Source organism: Reinekea blandensis MED297, assembly GCF_000153185.1.
Lineage (GTDB): Bacteria > Pseudomonadota > Gammaproteobacteria > Pseudomonadales > Natronospirillaceae > Reinekea > Reinekea blandensis.
In genome coordinates, this window is the sequence record NZ_CH724149.1 from 324,789 (window position 1) to 342,193 (window position 17,405).

Genomic DNA, 17,405 nt, shown 5'->3' on the forward strand with positions numbered 1-17,405 from the left:
TGAATTGAAAGGTCAGAGACTAATAAATTCCTTAAAAAAGGCGCTCTATACTCCGGCTTATAAGCATCGTCTAAGAAGAAAACCTGATACTTCCAGTCCCACAGGAGTGCGAGAGTTGAACGTTGTCATCAGCTTAGTCAAATAGCTGAGGTTGTGATCGAGTAGGCTGGAAAAGTGCTGAAGTTGTACGTCTATATCGTGTTGAGAAATGTACCAGCTATATTGAGCTTATTTGAGGTCGTGGTCGTACAATAGTTTTTTCGTTGTTATATGTGGTGGGTAAACTTCGATAAACCTTAGAATGATGTTTTTTGATTAGGATGATTTGCTGCAGAGTCTGAGTTAGTTGGAAAATAGATCAAGTAGACAAAGAAGTCCCTGACTGATCATGACTGATTGGCCTCTTTCGATAGATCCAATGACTGCCAGCCTTTGTTCTCCCCGCGCAGCATTCTGAGAGCTCCATCTCACATTTTAAATCACTCGGCACCCACCGTTCAAAAATGGGGAACGATAGCTATTTTCAAAAAGTTTTGTTGTTTAATGTCGATGTGTCGCTAACAGCAAAGTCATTCCACTATGAAGCTCTGTTCAATAACTTTCCAAGCAGTTCTGCTTGGTTCCCTACTCGGGTTAGCCGGCTGTCATGTGGAGTTTGATGGTCCGCAACCCGGTGATGTTGGCAACGGAACCGATGACCCCACAAGTGATCAGCCACCGTTGACCAACGGCCAGTTCAGCGTAAAACGTGGCTTGGCGTATGGTGAGCATTCCGTTCAGGATTTAGCTGTACTCAGCCAGGGGATGCAGTGGTGGTACAACTGGGGGCCGCGACCAGAGGCAGCGGTACTATCGTCTTATCAGGACATGGGTGTCGAGTTTGTTCCCATGGCCTGGGACGAAAACTTTGACGAAACCCAACTGCGTCAGTATTTGGATGCGCACCCCGATGTTCGCTTTTTGTTGGGTTTTAACGAACCTAACTTTCGCGACCAGGCCAACTTGACACCGGCACAAGTGGCGCAGCACTGGCCAAGATTGGAAACCATTGCGCACGATTACGATTTGAAAATTGTCGGTCCGGCGGTCAATTTCAGTCCCGGCGGTGTCGACATTCCCGGCGTCGAGGACGACAGTTCCCCGTTTCTTTATCTGGATGCGTTCTTTGAAGCCTGCTCTGATTGCCAGGTGGATTACCTGGCGGTTCACAGTTACATGAAGTATCCGTCGGCGGTGAAGTGGTTTGTGGGTCAGTTTACCGAGCGCTACGGCAAGCCGGTTTGGTTAACCGAATGGGCTTCATGGGATGAGGGTGGCCCTGCCACCGTGAATGAGCAGATGAATTATCTGGCTAATACCGCCCGCTGGCTGGAAAACAATCCGGAAGTGTATCGCTACGCCTGGTTTATCGGGCGAACAGACGAAGGGAAGGACCAACACCCTTATCTGGACATTTTAGATGCCGACGGCGAACTGACGCCGTTGGGTGGGCTTTATACGCATATCCCCGCATCCGATTACCGGTTTGCTGTGAATCAACGCCTGCAAGCCGAAGGCGGACATCGTGGCGAGGGATACGCGCATCAGCCAACTTCTGACAACCAAGGATATGTCGACATTGTGTGGACAGACAGCTCCGGGTTTATCGACTTTGATCTGCGGTCCGAACAGGAAGCCACGGTCAGGGTCACCGTGCGTGCGGCGAATGCCGGCGCAGAGCGGATCTTAACCTTGCTTATCGATCATCAACCTGTAACCACACTCGCCATTGCAAACACTGGGGGTCTTAACCAATGGCAGACGTTTACTGGCCAGATGGTGATGCCTGAAGGCGAACCTACCTTGACCATCAAAACGAGTGAGGCCGGATACGCCATCAACTGGGTCCAACTAACAGAACTATAAATTGCCGGCCATACCGGCTAACCGTACAAAGGAGAGATTGAAATGGACATGCACCATCAAGATAAGTCGGAGCGACGCCGCAGGATGTGGGTTGGCTTTGCCGTCAGCCCGCTTGCGGCTGTGTTGCTCAGCAGTTGTGACGTCGGGTCACCACTGGATAACTCCGTTCCTGACAATGGGGTCGGAAATCAGGGTAACGATCCCATTGTTGTCGACGATCAAGAGCCCATTTTTGAGGGTGTTACCACCGAAAGAACCGTTGCTCTACCCAGTTCCGATGCGCCCTCGTTACCATCGCCGCCGAATTCCATGCTATTGCCTGTGGACTATGTGTTGCCATCAACCGCATCAAAGGTTACGCCTGTTGCGGCGACCTCAAGCACTGCAGCGAACGGTAATAACACCGCCGATAAAGCCATTGATGATGACCTGGGTTCCCGCTGGGAAAGCGCCTCGGTAGATGACGCCTGGATTCAGTTCGATTTCGGTGAAAAGACGGCCATTGGTTCATTAACCCTGAACTGGGAAGCCGCTCATGCGGACGAGTACGCGGTTTACATCTCCGACGATGACGACACCTGGTATCAATTGCGTTATACCGTTGGCAGTGACGGTGGTGAAGAAAAGTTTTTTAACCTGAAAGCCAACGCGCGCTACGTCAAACTGCAAGGTATTCAGCGTGCGACCCATTATGGTTACTCCATTTTTGAAGCTCAGTTTGCATCCCCAAGCCTGGAAAACACCGTGCCTGCAATGGCAACATCGCGCTTGGCGTACCCGGATTATGCGCAAGACCTGACACCGGTCGCGCTGGAAAATCCGATCGACCCTATTGATCGCATTCAGTTTCAGTTGCCGGATGGCCGATTGGTCACTCGCTTTGGGATGATGGCCCGGTCCCGTCATGCGCGTGAGCGTGGCGAAGAGTGGAATGAAATTGGGTATGGTAACAATGAAACCGTCGACGCTTTCGGTAATCCGCAGGATAAAGGACCGGGTGCACATCTTAATTTTGTCGGCAATTACTTTAAAAACCGCACCTGGGGCGTGGAGTTTATCGACAACACTCTGGTGCCGGGGGTGACGGAGCCCAGCATTGTCGTCAACCAGTATTATCAACAGGATCAACGCGGCGGCGGCCATTCGTTTGTGCGACGGTTTGACACCACCGGTGTGACCGGCTTTGGCTGGATGAGCCCGGGCGATCTCCTTGATGATTCGACCTACAGCTCTGGCCGTGCTGATTGCAAGGTGGTGGCTAAGCCGCCTCTCGATGGGCTGAAAAACCCGAACTCCGGATATGCGGGAGTCATCGGTGCTAACGATGGCTGCAGCGTGGTGTTCGATCGCTATCCTCGTCACGGTAAGCTTGTGGCTGATGCGAACGGAGTGTTGGTCAACAGTGGTGAAACTGTGCCCTCGCGAGCATTGGTTAAAGGTGATGTGATTGAGTTTACCGGTTCGTTCTTCTCTACCCGCGAAGCTATGGACGCCGTTGGTGATGACGGAGCCGTTCGCTACTACACCAACGAGTTAACCTACGTCATGGGCGAGGGCTTGCGTCCCTGGTACGGCGTGCAACCGCGCTTAATGAATGAACCCTTGCCAGAGGAAGCGCTGCAAGGTGGACTAGGTTCAGTATCTTACGATTACGCCGACAACACCTCGTTCATCTATCAGCAGCCTCACAGCAACATCGGTATGGAAAACATGCAGCGTTTTGTTGAAGGTCGTCGCTGGTTGCACACCAACCTGTGGACCGGTGAGCACAACGAAGCCAATAATGACCGCAACGACGACGGCATGTACCTGCAAGGGCCCCGCTTTAATCAATCGTCTTGCTTTGGTTGCCACATTAATAACGGTCGCGGGGTTGCGCCGACCGTGCTGAACCAAAAACTGGACACCATGGCCATTCGTGTCGCCAGCGATGAAACCGATGGCAATGGTCAACAAGCCCCAAATGCTTTGTATGGTCAGGCCATGCAAATGAATGCTCGATCGCTGACCACCGGAGAATTAGAGAACTGGGGTGGCGGTGTCTGGGTGGATGGTTTCCAGACCAAAGAGGTGGCCTTAAACGACGGGAAAGTTGTTGAACTGAGTCAGCCCACCTATGCCTTCGAAGGTCCGAGACCGGAAGTCTTTTCTGTACGGTCCGCGCAACCGCTCATCGGTATGGGGTTACTGGAAGCCATACCCGATGACACCATCCTGTCCTTCATAAAGACCGATGACCCGGATGGTGTCAAAGGCATCGCGAACCTGATTTATGACCCGGAAGTGACCGACGCCTTTGGTCAGCCTTTAGTTCGGGTCGGGCGTTACGGTTGGAAAGCCGCCAAAGTCAGTTTGCGTCATCAGGTGGCCGGAGCGGCCTTGTTGGATATGGCGGTTACATCGCCGGTGTTTCCAAGCCGAGCCTGTTTAGGCGGGCCTGCCAACTGTAATACGACCTATCAAGACCCGGGTCTTACTGAAGACGCCCTGACACTGATGACTCAGTATCTGCATCTGCTTGCGGTACCGGCACAACGCAGTGTTGAGAGCGGCTTTCCGAAAGGGGTCACACCACTGCCACCTCTGGATGTGGACCCAATCGCCATCGCCCGCGGCGAAACGGTATTTACAGACATTCGCTGCAATGCCTGCCATGTGATGGAAGTTCAAACCGGCAACAACTCCGCGTTTGAAGAGGTGCGCAACCAAACCATTCGGCCTTATACCGATCTGTTGCTGCACGACATGGGAGAAGACCTCAGCGACAAACTGGTGGAAGGCCTAGCCGAGGGCCGCTATTGGCGGACTCCGGCACTTTGGGGCATTGGCTATGCGAAGGCGGTCGCCGGTGACGGTTACCCGGTTGGCTTTTTGCACGACAGCCGAGCGCGGACATTGGAAGAAGCCATCGTCTGGCACGGCGGGGAAGCGCAGAAGTCTCGTGATCGATACGTCAATGAGTTGAGTACTCAGCAACGAGCCGACTTGATCGCGTTTTTGAACTCTCTGTAATTAAATCTTCTCTGAATGATCGGTGACCCCGGGTCACCGGTCGTATGAGAGACGATTTCTAAAATGATCTGTTTTGCCGCACCCCAGCTCGGATGCCCTTAGTGCCATGAATAAAAGTAGGTCAGCAATGGTCTATTTTAGAAGTGAGCAAACACAAGCATCTGCTCACTTCTCACTCCTTTCTGTGCTCAACTCGGTCGAATGTCGCTATCGGTTAAGTCTTGCGCTTGTATTATCGACTAGTCACCCTATTTATAAATGAATGCGTACCAATGAGTCGTGCATTCATGGGCTCAACTCGAGTCAACTTACGGAGTACAACAGTGGATAGGTTGTTTGCGTTTTCAAATTGGAAGAAAGCCGGAGTTTTTCTGGCAGTAAACTTTTTCGTTCAAGCGATCATTGTATGGATCATCTATCCTCAGATTTCACCAACGCTACAACCGTTAGATGTGCGCGTTGGATTGACGCCAGAAACAATCGCTCAGTTCCTATCGGATATCGGCTCAGCCGGTCGCGACTTATATTTTATAAATGAAGCCACCCTCGACATGCTCTTTCCGCTGATTTACAGCTTTGCATACGCATTGCTTTTGATTGAGCTACTCAAAGCCAATGAGTTGCACCATTCGCTGGCCAGATACTGGGTGCTGGTGCCATTAGGTATTGGTTTGTGTGATGTGAGTGAAAATCTTTTCTTGTTAAGCACCATTCACAGCTTTCCTGATCAGAATAGCCTTGTTGCACAAGGGCTTGGTATCGCGAATATGGCTAAGCACGGTTTAACGATCGTCGGTATCGGTCTAATCTTTTTTTATGCGGGTCGACTGGTATTGGTTAAAAAGCGCCGCCCTTAGTCCATGGCATTGAAACGGTTTTGTCCATGATCATTTGTTCCACCCAGACCAGGACAAACGTCGATTCCCATCGGAGTGTACCAACCGGGTCAGTCTCGCTGACTTACCCTGGTTATTGGCACAGATCGAATCTCTGAATCAGGTTTTTGCCGCAAACTGGCGTCAACTTAATCGGTTTAATCCCTCTTTAGTAAACCCAAGGTATCAGCTTCTTGGTGTTACTTGCGTAGCGGTCGAAGGCCTCCCCATAGCGATTGCTCAGGTAAGCATCCAGCCCGGGGATATGAAATCCAATAAATGAAACGGCCATAAACGCCGGCAATATCAGCGCCACCCAAGCTCCGGTTAGCAGTGCCCAGCCGGTAAACAACACGACGTCGCCAAAATAATTGATGTGCATGGCATAGCGGAACAATCCTCCGGTATAGCAATGCCCCTGATTTTCTGGTCGTCGTTTCCACCATTTTCGCTGCAGTTCCGAGCCCGTGTTTAGGTAAGAGCCGCCGAGTAACAGTATTATCCAAACACCATCAATCCAAGAGAGTGGCGTGGGGTGATTGGAAAAAATGCCACTGGCAAGCACCGCAAATCCGATTTCAAATAAACCGATAAATATCGACAGGCCGACGACTTCACCCCAGTCCACTTTACGTACCAACAGGTAGAGCAACGTCACCAAATGGCGAACAAAGTAGAGCGCAGCGCAGGCGAAGATGAGGATCAGGCGATCTTCATTTTTAACTGTCCATTGCTCATTCAGAAGACTGACCAGCGTTGTCAGGCCGTCAAAGAAGACTAAGTACGCCAGAAAGCCCACGCTCAGTGCATGCAATAATGCAAAGGTTGTTTTTTGAAGGGTTGAGTGACCGTGTGTTCGGTTCACCCCGCCGTTGGGTGTTGGATTCGAATGTGTCATCACGACTCCTTAAATAGTCCAGTTGGACTATAAAAATAATGGACGTACCCGAGTTGAGTCAATATAATTTCGACCAAATGGACGAAATAAGTGACTTTATGCCTAAAATCGTGGATCACGACCGTGTACGGCAGGAGCTTGCTGACCAGGCGGCGGTATTGTTTTCCAAGCATGGTTTTTCAGGATTAGGGATGCGCAGTATTGCTGAAGCACTGAGCATATCCAAAAGCGCGCTCTACCATTATTTTCCAACCAAGCAGGCATTGTTTGAGGCCGCCACCGAGGCGGCCACCCGGTTTGAGCCAGAGCAGGCGGTGGCCAAACAGGCGGGTACCGCCGCCGAGCGTTTGATGGCGTTTGCCGCTGAAGTCGAACCGGCTTTCGAAGGCGAACTGGTTTTATTAATCGATTATCTGCGAGGAAAATCGGAACAGGAGAAACAGGACGACAAAGCCATGAAAATTGCCAATGAACGGTTCAAGTCGGTCATTGCACAATGGTATGACGGTGATGATGCCGACATCATGCGCTGCCTGATGTACGGCGTGCTGCTTTCTCGTTATCTGGAAGGGTCGGAAGTCTCCTTTGAACAGGTTTCGAACTGGTTAAAGAACCACGATCTCGCAGGGTCTAAAACCAATTGAGCGTTGTCGGTTTCATGTCCTGTCGGTAAGGCGTAGAGTAGAGTTGTCTACCGGCTCGCTGTCCGTTGTCGCACATGAGCGAACCGATTCAATCTCAGAAGGAGCGACCCTATGTATTACATCGTTGAAACTGACAAATCATTCGAACAAGCCGCAGCCGACCTCGATACGGCGGTGAAGGCACACGGCTTTGGTGTGCTGCATGTCCACGATTTAGGCGGGACCCTGCGCAGCAAAGGCCTTGAGTTTGATGAGCAGTGCAAAGTCTTCGAAGTCTGTAATCCGGGTCAGGCGGCCAAGGTGATGGCGACTGACATGCGACTGAACATGGCACTGCCATGTCGTATTTCCGTGTTTACCCAAAAAGGCATCACGAAGATCGGGCTGATTAAGCCGGAGCAAATGCTCGCTTCGCTTTCTCAGGATGAAAACCTGGCGAAGATTGCCAAAGAAGTGGAAGACAAAACCATTCAAATGGTCGATGACGCCAAGTGACCGTTCTAAAAAGATAGATATTTGCATGACGATGATGCGCTAAGCCGCAACATCGTCATGTATTCGTTATTGCAGGCAGGTTTGATGAGATTCCAGCTGTTTCAGGGTTCGGCGGATGCGCGATTTCACAGTGCCCAGTGGTTCGTTGAACTCATCGGCCAGTTCCTGATGGCTGTAGCCAAGCACATAGGATGAAATCAGCGAATGCCGCTGTTTGGCATTTAATGGGTTGAGGATGCGTTTCAGGTCGATGGTGTTTTCCCATTCCTGCGTGCTTTCCCTGTAGGGCTCAGGCCGTGCGCTGTTTTCGGTAGCGCGAAGGGTGCGTTTATGTGTCCGGTAGTAGTCGATGGCTTTATTCCGAAACACCTGACAAAGCCAGCTCCAGGCGTCTCCATTAATGAGTTCAAACCGATGCCGGTGGGTCCAGACATTGATGTAGGCTTCCTGCAGTACATCGACGGCAATGTGTTCATCCTGAACAATGCTGATGACCAGGTGGTGAAGTCGATCGGTCGTTTTTGAATAGAGTTCGTTGAAGGCGGCGTGGTGACCCTTTCTAAGAGCGGCTAAAAGCTGATTCACCTCCACTTGCCATTGGCGTTTTGATATCAGCGACATAAGCGTCCTTTCCCTGCTGCATTGCGTGATTTGTAAACAAGGAGGGCTCTGGTTCGAAAGACCGAGCCCTCAAGATGACGATTAGGCTAAGCGGTTATCGTGTGAGTCATCGTTTGAATGGATCGTTAAATACAGTAAGAAATGAGAGGTTCGTCGCAAAAGGTTAAGTCGTGTGCTCACCAAGAGTTAGTTTACTAGCGCATGTAGAGCGAGCACCTTGTTATCAGGCATGACGTTTAGTGAAAGCTTTGACGGCATCGACAAAGGCCCGAGACGCCGATTCACGCCCTAATAGTAGATGACCATCGCTGTCCAGGCCGACAAACTCAGCCGCGGGAATCTGTTCGGCAATATTTCGGCCAACGGACGCTGGAATGCGGCAGTCTCCGAGCGAATGGATCACCAGCGTTGGAACCGAGACCTGCGCCAGTTTATCGCGCACATCAATGTCTCCGAACACAGAAAGGAACCGGACAGCGTTTTCCGGAGACGTGGTCAGGCGTTGAAACTCATTGAACCAGGCCAGTTCCTCGGTGTTGGCACTGGGCATGAAGGTGGAAGAAAAAATTTGTCGATAGGTTGGGTTGTCTCGACCCCAGCCCGCTTGCGTGAGTGTCATGACTGCTTCGCGTTCAGCAATCACGTTTTCTGTCGCATCAACCCGCCAACCCGCATCGTAGCCACCAAAGAGAATGAGGCAAGAAACCCGTTCCGGGTGACGGACGGCGTACTCAATCGATACGGCGGCACCTTGTGAAATGCCCAACAAAGAAAAGCGATCAATGGCGGTTGCCTCGACCACGGCTTCCAGGTCCGAGACGAACGATTCAAAACTGATGTCGTCAACGTTCCAGTCGGACAAGCCGTTGCCTCGTTCATCATAGCGGATAAAGCGATGCTCGGTGGCCAGCTCACGGAACAGCGGACTCCAGATTGGGGCGTCCCAGTCGTGTTCAAGGTGGCTTAACCAATTAGCCGCCTTGATGATCGGTGAGCCTTTACCGACCGTTGCATAGGCGAGTTGGACGCCATCCTCCGCCTGGCAAAACGCAATCTTCTGCTGCGAAAGCAGATCCCGGCGTCGATGCTTTTCTGTCGGGTTTGAAGGTACGCTATCGTGTGACCAGGCGATGCCGGCATTGCGGAATCGATCGGTATAGGTTTGTGTCAGGTCTGCAACGTCCTGCATATAACCATGACGTTTGAGTTCACTCAACAAACAGGTCGCAGAATCTGGGCTCATTGGCTCGATGTCAGCCCATTGTCGCGCCCAATGCAGGCGTCGTTCAATATCGGCTTCCGGGTGCGTCACCAGCTGTTTTAGCGCCTTACCCTGCAAACGAATAACTTCCCGACGTTCGGCTGTTAACCACTGTTGAAAGATTTGCTCTTCAACTAAGTCGATACCGTCTAGAAAGGGCTCTTCCAGTGAACTTAATAGCGCCTCCAGTTCGGTCAAGCTCAGACGCTCACGCTTCAGTTGTTGGCTGATCTGATGTACGTCGATTTCTACCCCGTCCATGAGCAATGAGACCCGTTCACGGTCAGCGGACAGGCGTTCATCGTCCGGTTGATTCACCAGTTGCCGGACTTTCGATAATGACCAGCGCAGTGCACCGCGCGGATCATCCGGCATGGGCCAGAATATCTCGCACAACCGCGAGCGGCGATGCGGTCGCCCGGTCAGCGCGAGAAAACACAGCAATGCCCGTGTTTTTCTGGAAGGTGGTAAATCAACGGGTCGGCCGTGTCGGTAGAGCCGAGGCTCGCCGAGAAGCGAAAACTTGAGTGTTGGTGCGGTCTGACTGTTCAAAGATCCGGGTCCTGCTAAATGTGTCGATCGTCGTGATTTGCGAAGCGCATTGCGACAGTAAACGGACCTGTCTGTTTTTTGATCAATGATCCGCCTGTTCAGTCTTCAATGCAATCACGAAACGTCTGATGTGCGAATGAAAGGCCCGGGAAAGTCCCGATGCCCGGCGTGACAGGGGAACGACAGTCACCTTTCTTATGGATGCGGAAGGTTAACTTTATTTTTGTAAAGGCTTTGTAAGGGAGTGGCTGATTATCTCCCTGGCTGCATCTAATTGGGCTCTGCGCGGCGTTTCTATACCGAAAGCACCGTACAGATTTCGGCGAGTTCCTCTTCTGTGCGGTCATTAACTTCATTGACCATTGAGAAAGGACGCCGTATGAGCCCTCGAAAACTATTTTTACCAGCCTTAGCCGCGACATTTTTCATCTCGGCCTGTAGCCCTGATGAAGCGTCGGATACAGGTAACCCTGATGAACCGTCGGATACTGAAAGTCCGAGACTCCTCACTGAACTGGCACCGGGTACGGTGTTGCTGGCCGATGAAATGGTCACGCTGACGTTTTCTGAGCCGGTGGACATTGAATCGTTTCAGATTACTCAGCATGGTGCGGAGATCACTAACTTTACCGCCAACTGGTTGGACGAGAACACCACCGTTCAACTGACACCCGACCCCATCTGGGGAGGGGGTGATAACACGATCACACTCCATGTGGCCGATGTGGATGGGAACATGGCCAGTTTTACGGTCACTGCGCGTATCAACCTGACCTTTGGTATCGATCCACAGGCTGAACAGCTATTCGGTGAGTTAGTGGAGGCCGAGCGTGATTATTACGGTAACCCGTTCATCGATGAGAAGGGTATCTGGCTTGCCGACTATGATGAACCAGCGCTGTATTTCTTTAATTCGCTACCAGCCACGCCGGATGCCGAGCCTGACCATGTCATCACCGCTATGGATTTTCTCGACAGTGAGACTCAGGAGGTTGCACAGCAGGAGATTAGCGGCCCACAGACACCGTTCGTTTATAACGGTCAACTTCTGTTTGTGGACTATAGCGATGGCCTTGTTTATCTCTTTGATGACATACCGACGTCTGAAAAACTGAATTTTGGCATCGTACTGGGTCAACCCGGCTTCGCGGAAGAGAGTGAAGCTGACGCCTGTTCGGCGGAACGGTTTTCAAGTCCAGAAGGTTTGAATGCTGTAAACGACCGACTGCTGGTGGCGGATGGTGATAATAATCGTATTTTAATCTGGAGTCAGATCCCGACGGAATCGGGCACTTTACCTGACCTTGTGCTTGGTCAGTTTGACTTTGTCAGCTGTGATGATGGCCTTAGTGAGTTTGCCTTGGACTACCCATCTGGCGTCTGGTCTGACGGCACTAAGGTGTTGGTCGTCGATGGGGGCAATAATCGAGTGTTGGGCTGGAACACCTTCCCGACGGCGAACAACCAACCGGCAGATTTTGTCCTGGGCCAACCGGATTTTATCAGTAACGATTGTAACCTGGATGCGGAAACATCAACCGCTGCTGGTTTGTGTGACAACTACGAAGGTGTTCATTCCAACGGCCGCCAGATTTATGTAACCGACAGCGGGAACAATCGAGTCCTGGTTTGGAATGACTGGCCGACTGAAAGCGGGGTTCCGGCCGATCAGGTGATTGGGCAGGCAGATTTCAGTACCGTGACGGATGATGAGTTCGAAACTGTTGGTCATCGTTTCGGGTATCCTACCGGGGTCTATGCCTTCGATCATCGCTTGTTGGTCGCAGATCAGGAAAACGGCAACATAGTGGTATTTGATGGCAGTGGGTTCGCGTTGGTGACAGAAGAGGACGAGTCTTCAGTGGAATAAACGGTCAAGGACCGGACCCCATCGTCGGGTTTGGTCTTTTTTTATGTTTTAGCTTTCTTTCCAGGCTCATACGACACCTTCATTCATCATCATCGAGAAACGGCTACTGGTGTCCTGATACGGGTTGGGCCGGTTCGGGTCGAAGGCAAATACCCCTATAGCGCCGAGGCGGTTTCCTAATTCGCATGAAGCAGAAAAATAAAGTGACGTCAGTACGGTAACGGTCACTGATACTGCTCTGTAAGTCTCCATACCTCAATATTTTTTTTACCTCTCTGCATCCAATGATAGGTCTGCGTTCGTTTCTTAGGAAAGCAACTCACGAGTTTAGAGCTTGAAACAGAGTTAGTTGAAACGAGATTGCTGGAAACGACTCGATTTTCAATGTTGTGACCAAAGACGTCAGTTCGGGCTCTAACCGTAAACCAGAACGTAGTTATTTTGAGAGTGGAATTATGAAAACGATTAATCCTGAAATGAGCCCAACGTCACGCATTAGGTTGCTTGCCGGCGCTTTCTTTTTGGCGACTCTGTTGGTCGCCTGTGGTCCAACTGACAACCCAGCATCTAACGGCAACCCTGATACCGGAGAAACCGACACGGGCGGTAACAACGGGGGCGGAAACACTGGGGGAGAGAACAATGGAGGAGAGAACAATGGAGGAGAGAACAATGGGGGCGACAGTGGCAGCGGTGATACCGGTGGCGGCGATCCAGTTTCGCTGGACAGCCCTGTAGATTTTACAGTGAAGAGTGGCGGTATAAAAACTTTTGAGTTTACCTGGACCGATTCTGCGAACGCCACCTTTTACAAACTGTTAGAGAACATCGATGGTCAGTCCGGGTTCTCAGTTATTCGCGACAATATTCCACAAGGCGAAGAAATCATCCAGGTCGAGACTTCGTTGCATCGCGCTATGTTTGCACAATACATGTTGCAAGCCTGTAACGCTGAAAGTTGCTCCGGGTTTTCGGACATTGCCTTTGTCCAGGACAATGCAGATGAGTTGGTCAAAACCGTTGGCTTCATTAAAGCCTCGAATGCGCAAACCAATGATCGATTCGGCGGACTGCTGAAGGATGAGCATTCATCGAGTGCAGGCATGAGTCTCAGTGCCGATGGCCAAACACTGGTCGTCGGTGCGCCGGGCGAAGATAGCCAATCCATTACCGTAGGCGGTGTCGAGGATAACAACAGTCGTAACGCGTCTGGTGCGGTTTACGTGTACAGCAAATCAGAAAGTGGTTGGGTCCAGCAAGCCTACATAAAAGCCCGCAATGCTGACGCAAATGATCACTTCGGCAATGCGGTGAGCGTCAGTGCTGACGGTAACATCTTAGTGGTCGGCGCCATCGATGAAGACAGTAATGGTCAGGGCGTAGATCCAAGCGACATCGCAGAACAAAACAACAGTGCCGGAAACTCAGGTGCCGTGTATGTTTTCACTCGCGATGTAGGCCAATGGAGCCAGCAATCGTATATAAAATCGAGTAACTCCGGAGGCAGCGATCAGTTTGGCCAAGCCGTCTCGATCAGCGCGGACGGTCTTCGTATGGTCGTTGGTGCATTCGGCGAAGACAGTAACACAACAGGTGTCAGTACGGTGAGTGCAACTGACAATGCCGCAAGTAATGCCGGAGCTGTGTACGTGTTTGATTTTGTCGATGGCAGCTGGGTCGAAAAAGCGTATATCAAAGCGAGCAATACGCAGGGTGATGACTTGTTCGGAGCCAATGTCCGTATCAGTGCCGACGGCAATACGATTGCCGTAGGTACGCAGTTTGAAGACAGTAACTCTACTGTGATCAATGGTGATGGCACCAACAACGGGCAGGGAAAATCGGGTGCTGTTTATGTATTTGCCATCGACGGAGAACAATGGTCAGAGCAGGCGTACATTAAAGCCAGCAATAGCCAATCAAACGATCTCTTCGGCGACGCGATTGACCTCAGTGGAGATGGGAATACCTTGGTGGTGGGTGCTCGCGGTGAAGACAGTGGTAATTTAAATGAGTCGGATAACAGTCGCGGAAATGCAGGGGCCGCTTATGTCTACGTGCGCAATGGTGTCACATGGAATAAACAAGCCTATGTGAAAGCCAATACCATTGGTGGGAACGATTTATTTGGTCGAGCCGTAAGCATCAGCGATGACGGCACTATGATCGCCGTATCTGCAAACGGCGAAGACAGTTCATCCCCGTTCCTCAAAGAAGTTGAAGACAATAATGGCCTGGAAAATTCGGGTGCAGTGTATGTCTTTGACCGCATCGATGACACATGGGTTCAAAGGGCTTTTGTGAAAGCAAGCAATCCCGGCCGGAGCGATCAGTTTGGTCGTGCATTGGACCTAAACCAAGATGGTAGCACGCTAGCCGTAGGCACAGACTTTGATGACAACGGTGCGGTCGGGATTAATGGCGACCAAACCATCAAAGGTGCCAATGAATCAGGTGTGGTGTATCTGTATTAAAATGAACTTAGCCCACGGTTTGCGTGGCTTTAGTTGGCTAGCTGCACACTTACACCGAGTCGAATACTGAAAAACGCTCGTTGATTTTACCTGTTGTCATAGTGACTGTAGGTATCGGCTGGCGAATGAACCATGTGGATCGTGGTTGGAATGATCGGACCCTCAATCGGGTCCGGTCATATTGATTTTACTCAGTTTTCTTTCCAGACTCGTACGCCACCTTCATTCATCACCATCGAGAAACTGCCGCTGGTGACCTGATTCGGGTTGGATAGGTTCGAGTCGATGGCGAACACCACCTTCTTGTTCACACCCTGCGTGACACCATTCAGTCCGCTGAACTGGTTCTGGAAGCTGACGGAGGACCAGGCACGAATATCCGCCTGCTTACGCACACTGATCAGATGACGGATGTAATCACGCAGTCCCCAATCATACATATGAGGCCAGTACACGGTCGGTGTTCCCGGGCTCATCATGATGTACGCATAGGCTTTTTTGCGTTGAGCGTCAGGCAGTGGCCAGTGATGCTGACCCGCTAAATCACCCGGTGAATAGCCCGTGTCATGGTTGTCGACAAAGGTGACCGCCACTTCGCGCCATTGCACATCCGGATTACCGTTAAGACCATACTGCCAGGACCGAACGTCGCTGTTTTGCATGCGCTCTTTCAGCGCGAAATCAAACACGGAGCATTTCGAGCTGTTGGAGAAGTCTTTGAGGATGTCCTGCCAGCCCGCGGTTGAACGCCAGTCGCCGGCGGGGTACTCATACGGACTCTTCCAGAGCTCACCAACGCAGTAACCATCGTTAAAGGCATCGCTCATCCAGCCATCAATTCGGCTGTGGTTGTAGCCGCGCACAAAATCAAAACGGAAGCCGCCGGCGGAATAGTTGTTTTTCAGGTTGGCCAGTTCATTGCTGAACAGGTTGTAAACGTCGGGATGGGCCGTGTTGAAATCTGAGTCGCCATTCACAAAGGCGTCGCCATCATCACAGTAGGTACAATCGTTTCGGTAGAGTCCCTGACCATTGGCAAGGTCCATCTCGTCGCCACCATGCGCTCGGTTGTGATGGTTCGGAACGACATCGTAAATGACTTTCACGCCGTTGTTTTTCAATGCACTGGCGGCCGATCGTAACTGCGCATCGGAACCGTAGCGGCTGTTTTTGTTGAAGTCGGTCCAGAAGTAACCTTCGCCGCCAAACCAAACATTGGTGCTGGGTTGCCAGGACGATTGATCTCGCCATGGTGGTGGTAACCAAATGGCGGTGAAACCGTCGTCTCTGATCATGGGTGTCATGCCCTGCAGAATGTTGTACCACTGGTATTCCGCTGTGCGGACAATATTCCAGTGGAACCCTTGCAGAATAATTTCATCGCCACCGTGAAAGCGGACACCGCCGCCACTGTGACCGCCAACATCGGCCATGAGTGGCGCGCTGGCGAGCGTGGTCGTGAGCGCAAGCATGGCTGCGCCGGTTCGTAATGAAAACACCGTGTATCTCCTTTATTGTATTTGTCGTCACTGCACGGTACTGCGGATGCAGCGTGGTTGATCTGGGCCGACCAACAACACAGCCCGAGCGTCAGCTTAAAACCAATCGAACAGGATTTGATCATTGAGCGGGGAGGAAAAAAGGCGGAATTTCAGAAAGGTTGTGGTTTGTTTAAGGGGTGGATCCAGAATGAACCGAACTTAATGTGAACTGATCGGACAAACGCGTGTTAACCCACTCTCAAGTGAGTGCCGTACGACCTAACCGATAGGGCGTTCGGCGAAACCGGGTCAGCCCTTTTTGTTGAAGTACAGGTCGGGTTTGGAAAAACGGGCGTGGTAAACCGCCGCCCGTTGACGTGCCGTCGTCAGACAGTTGGCGTCATGCGTCGGACGGGTCATCGAACAGATGATGTGCATGAAAATGCAAATGATCATCGATGAACGACGCAATGAAGTAATAGCTGTGGTCATACCCCGGATGACGACGCAGTGTCAGTGGATAGTCCGACTGACGTGCAGCGGTTTCCAACTGCTGAGGTTTGAGTTGCTCTTCCAGAAACTCATCGGCCAAGCCCTGATCCACAAGCAGGTGAGGGTAACCAGTTGGATCGGTAATGCGGTTTAACAACTCAACGCTGTCGTATTGCTGCCATTGGGTTTTATCGGTGCCCAGATAGGTCGTCAATGCGGTTTCGCCCCACGGCACCCGACTTGGGTTGGTGATAGGGCTGAACGCCGACACAGACGCGTATTGATCGGGGTTTTTCAAGGCGATGCTAATGGCGCCGTGACCGCCCATGGAATGGCCGGCAATCGCTTTACGATCCGTAATCGGAAAGTGCTCGGCAAGCAGGGCCGGCAACTCGTCAACGATGTACTGATACATCTGATAGTGCGCCGACCAGGACGGCTCGGTGGCGTTTACGTAAAAGCCGGCACCCTGACCGAGATCGTAGCGATCGGCATCCATAATGTCGCGGCCCTGAGCATCTTTGCCTGCGTCACCACGAGGGCTGGTATCCGGGGCGACCAGAGCAATACCCAGCTCTGCAGCTAAACGATGCGCACCCGCCTTTTGCATGAAATTATCTTCGTTGCAGGTTAAGCCGGACAACCAATAGAGTACCGGGACATTGCCTTCGTTTGCCTGAGGCGGCAGGAACAGATTGAATCGCATCTGACAGCCGGTGCTGCTGGCTTGGTGACGATATTTTTTTAGCCAGCCACCCGCGCTTTTTATCTGTTGTTCAAGTTCAAGCGTCATAAAACATCCTTAACGTAACGGCTGCCCGAAAG

At 51.5% G+C, this 17,405-nt stretch carries 12 protein-coding genes; 7 read left to right on the forward strand and 5 right to left on the reverse strand.

Features of this window, described 5'->3' with window-relative positions:
* Positions 1-648: 648 nt before the first annotated feature.
* The 3 genes from MED297_RS01535 (at position 649) to MED297_RS01545 (ending at position 5,774) form a co-directional block, all read left to right on the forward strand.
* Positions 649-1,905: a glycosyl hydrolase gene (locus tag MED297_RS01535; protein ID WP_008041706.1), complete on the forward strand. Its 1,257-nt coding sequence runs from the start codon at positions 649-651 to the stop codon at positions 1,903-1,905.
* Positions 1,906-1,947: 42 nt separating this feature from the next.
* Positions 1,948-4,917, forward strand: a complete 2,970-nt coding sequence (locus MED297_RS01540; protein WP_008041707.1) for a di-heme oxidoredictase family protein — start codon at positions 1,948-1,950, stop codon at positions 4,915-4,917.
* A gap of 323 nt (positions 4,918-5,240) precedes the next feature.
* The gene (locus MED297_RS01545) at positions 5,241-5,774 is read left to right on the forward strand and encodes a hypothetical protein (RefSeq protein WP_154650810.1); all 534 of its coding nucleotides are present in this window, start codon (positions 5,241-5,243) and stop codon (positions 5,772-5,774) included.
* Positions 5,775-5,961: 187 nt separating this feature from the next.
* Here MED297_RS01545 and MED297_RS01550 read toward each other — a convergent pair whose 3' ends face one another.
* Entirely contained in the window at positions 5,962-6,690 is a 729-nt protein-coding gene (locus MED297_RS01550; RefSeq protein WP_040556383.1) for a DUF1295 domain-containing protein, read from the reverse strand.
* A 98-nt stretch (positions 6,691-6,788) separates the two neighbouring features.
* Here MED297_RS01550 and MED297_RS01555 point away from each other — a divergent pair, with 98 nt between their 5' ends.
* A complete protein-coding gene (locus tag MED297_RS01555; RefSeq protein WP_161599255.1) occupies positions 6,789-7,334 on the forward strand; it encodes a TetR/AcrR family transcriptional regulator in 546 nt (181 codons plus the stop codon).
* A gap of 111 nt (positions 7,335-7,445) precedes the next feature.
* A complete protein-coding gene (locus MED297_RS01560; RefSeq protein WP_008041718.1) occupies positions 7,446-7,829 on the forward strand; it encodes a DUF302 domain-containing protein in 384 nt (127 codons plus the stop codon).
* A 66-nt stretch (positions 7,830-7,895) separates the two neighbouring features.
* On the opposite strand, the gene MED297_RS01565 is transcribed toward MED297_RS01560, so the two are convergent.
* Together MED297_RS01565 and MED297_RS01570 are read right to left on the reverse strand one after the other, a co-directional pair.
* Positions 7,896-8,450, reverse strand: coding sequence for an RNA polymerase sigma factor (locus MED297_RS01565; RefSeq protein ID WP_008041719.1), 555 nt, complete (start codon positions 8,448-8,450; stop codon positions 7,896-7,898).
* 223 nt (positions 8,451-8,673) lie between these two features.
* Entirely contained in the window at positions 8,674-10,263 is a 1,590-nt protein-coding gene (locus tag MED297_RS01570; protein WP_040556385.1) for a bifunctional AfsR/SARP family transcriptional regulator/alpha/beta hydrolase, read from the reverse strand.
* 379 nt (positions 10,264-10,642) lie between these two features.
* Between MED297_RS01570 and MED297_RS20950 the strand changes: the two genes are divergently transcribed.
* Positions 10,643-12,133 carry a hypothetical protein gene (locus MED297_RS20950; protein WP_008041721.1) on the forward strand — a complete coding sequence of 497 codons (1,491 nt, stop codon included), beginning with the start codon at positions 10,643-10,645 and terminating at the stop codon, positions 12,131-12,133.
* Positions 12,134-12,588: 455 nt separating this feature from the next.
* Positions 12,589-14,607 (forward strand): hypothetical protein, encoded by a 2,019-nt coding sequence (locus MED297_RS01580; RefSeq protein WP_008041722.1) that lies wholly within the window; start codon positions 12,589-12,591, stop codon positions 14,605-14,607.
* Positions 14,608-14,798: 191 nt separating this feature from the next.
* Here MED297_RS01580 and MED297_RS01585 read toward each other — a convergent pair whose 3' ends face one another.
* Both MED297_RS01585 and fghA read right to left on the reverse strand, forming a co-directional pair.
* A complete protein-coding gene (locus tag MED297_RS01585; protein WP_008041723.1) occupies positions 14,799-16,106 on the reverse strand; it encodes a glucan 1,4-alpha-maltotetraohydrolase domain-containing protein in 1,308 nt (435 codons plus the stop codon).
* A 382-nt stretch (positions 16,107-16,488) separates the two neighbouring features.
* Entirely contained in the window at positions 16,489-17,373 is an 885-nt protein-coding gene (fghA, locus tag MED297_RS01595; RefSeq protein WP_008041726.1) for an S-formylglutathione hydrolase, read from the reverse strand.
* Positions 17,374-17,405: the final 32 nt, after the last annotated feature.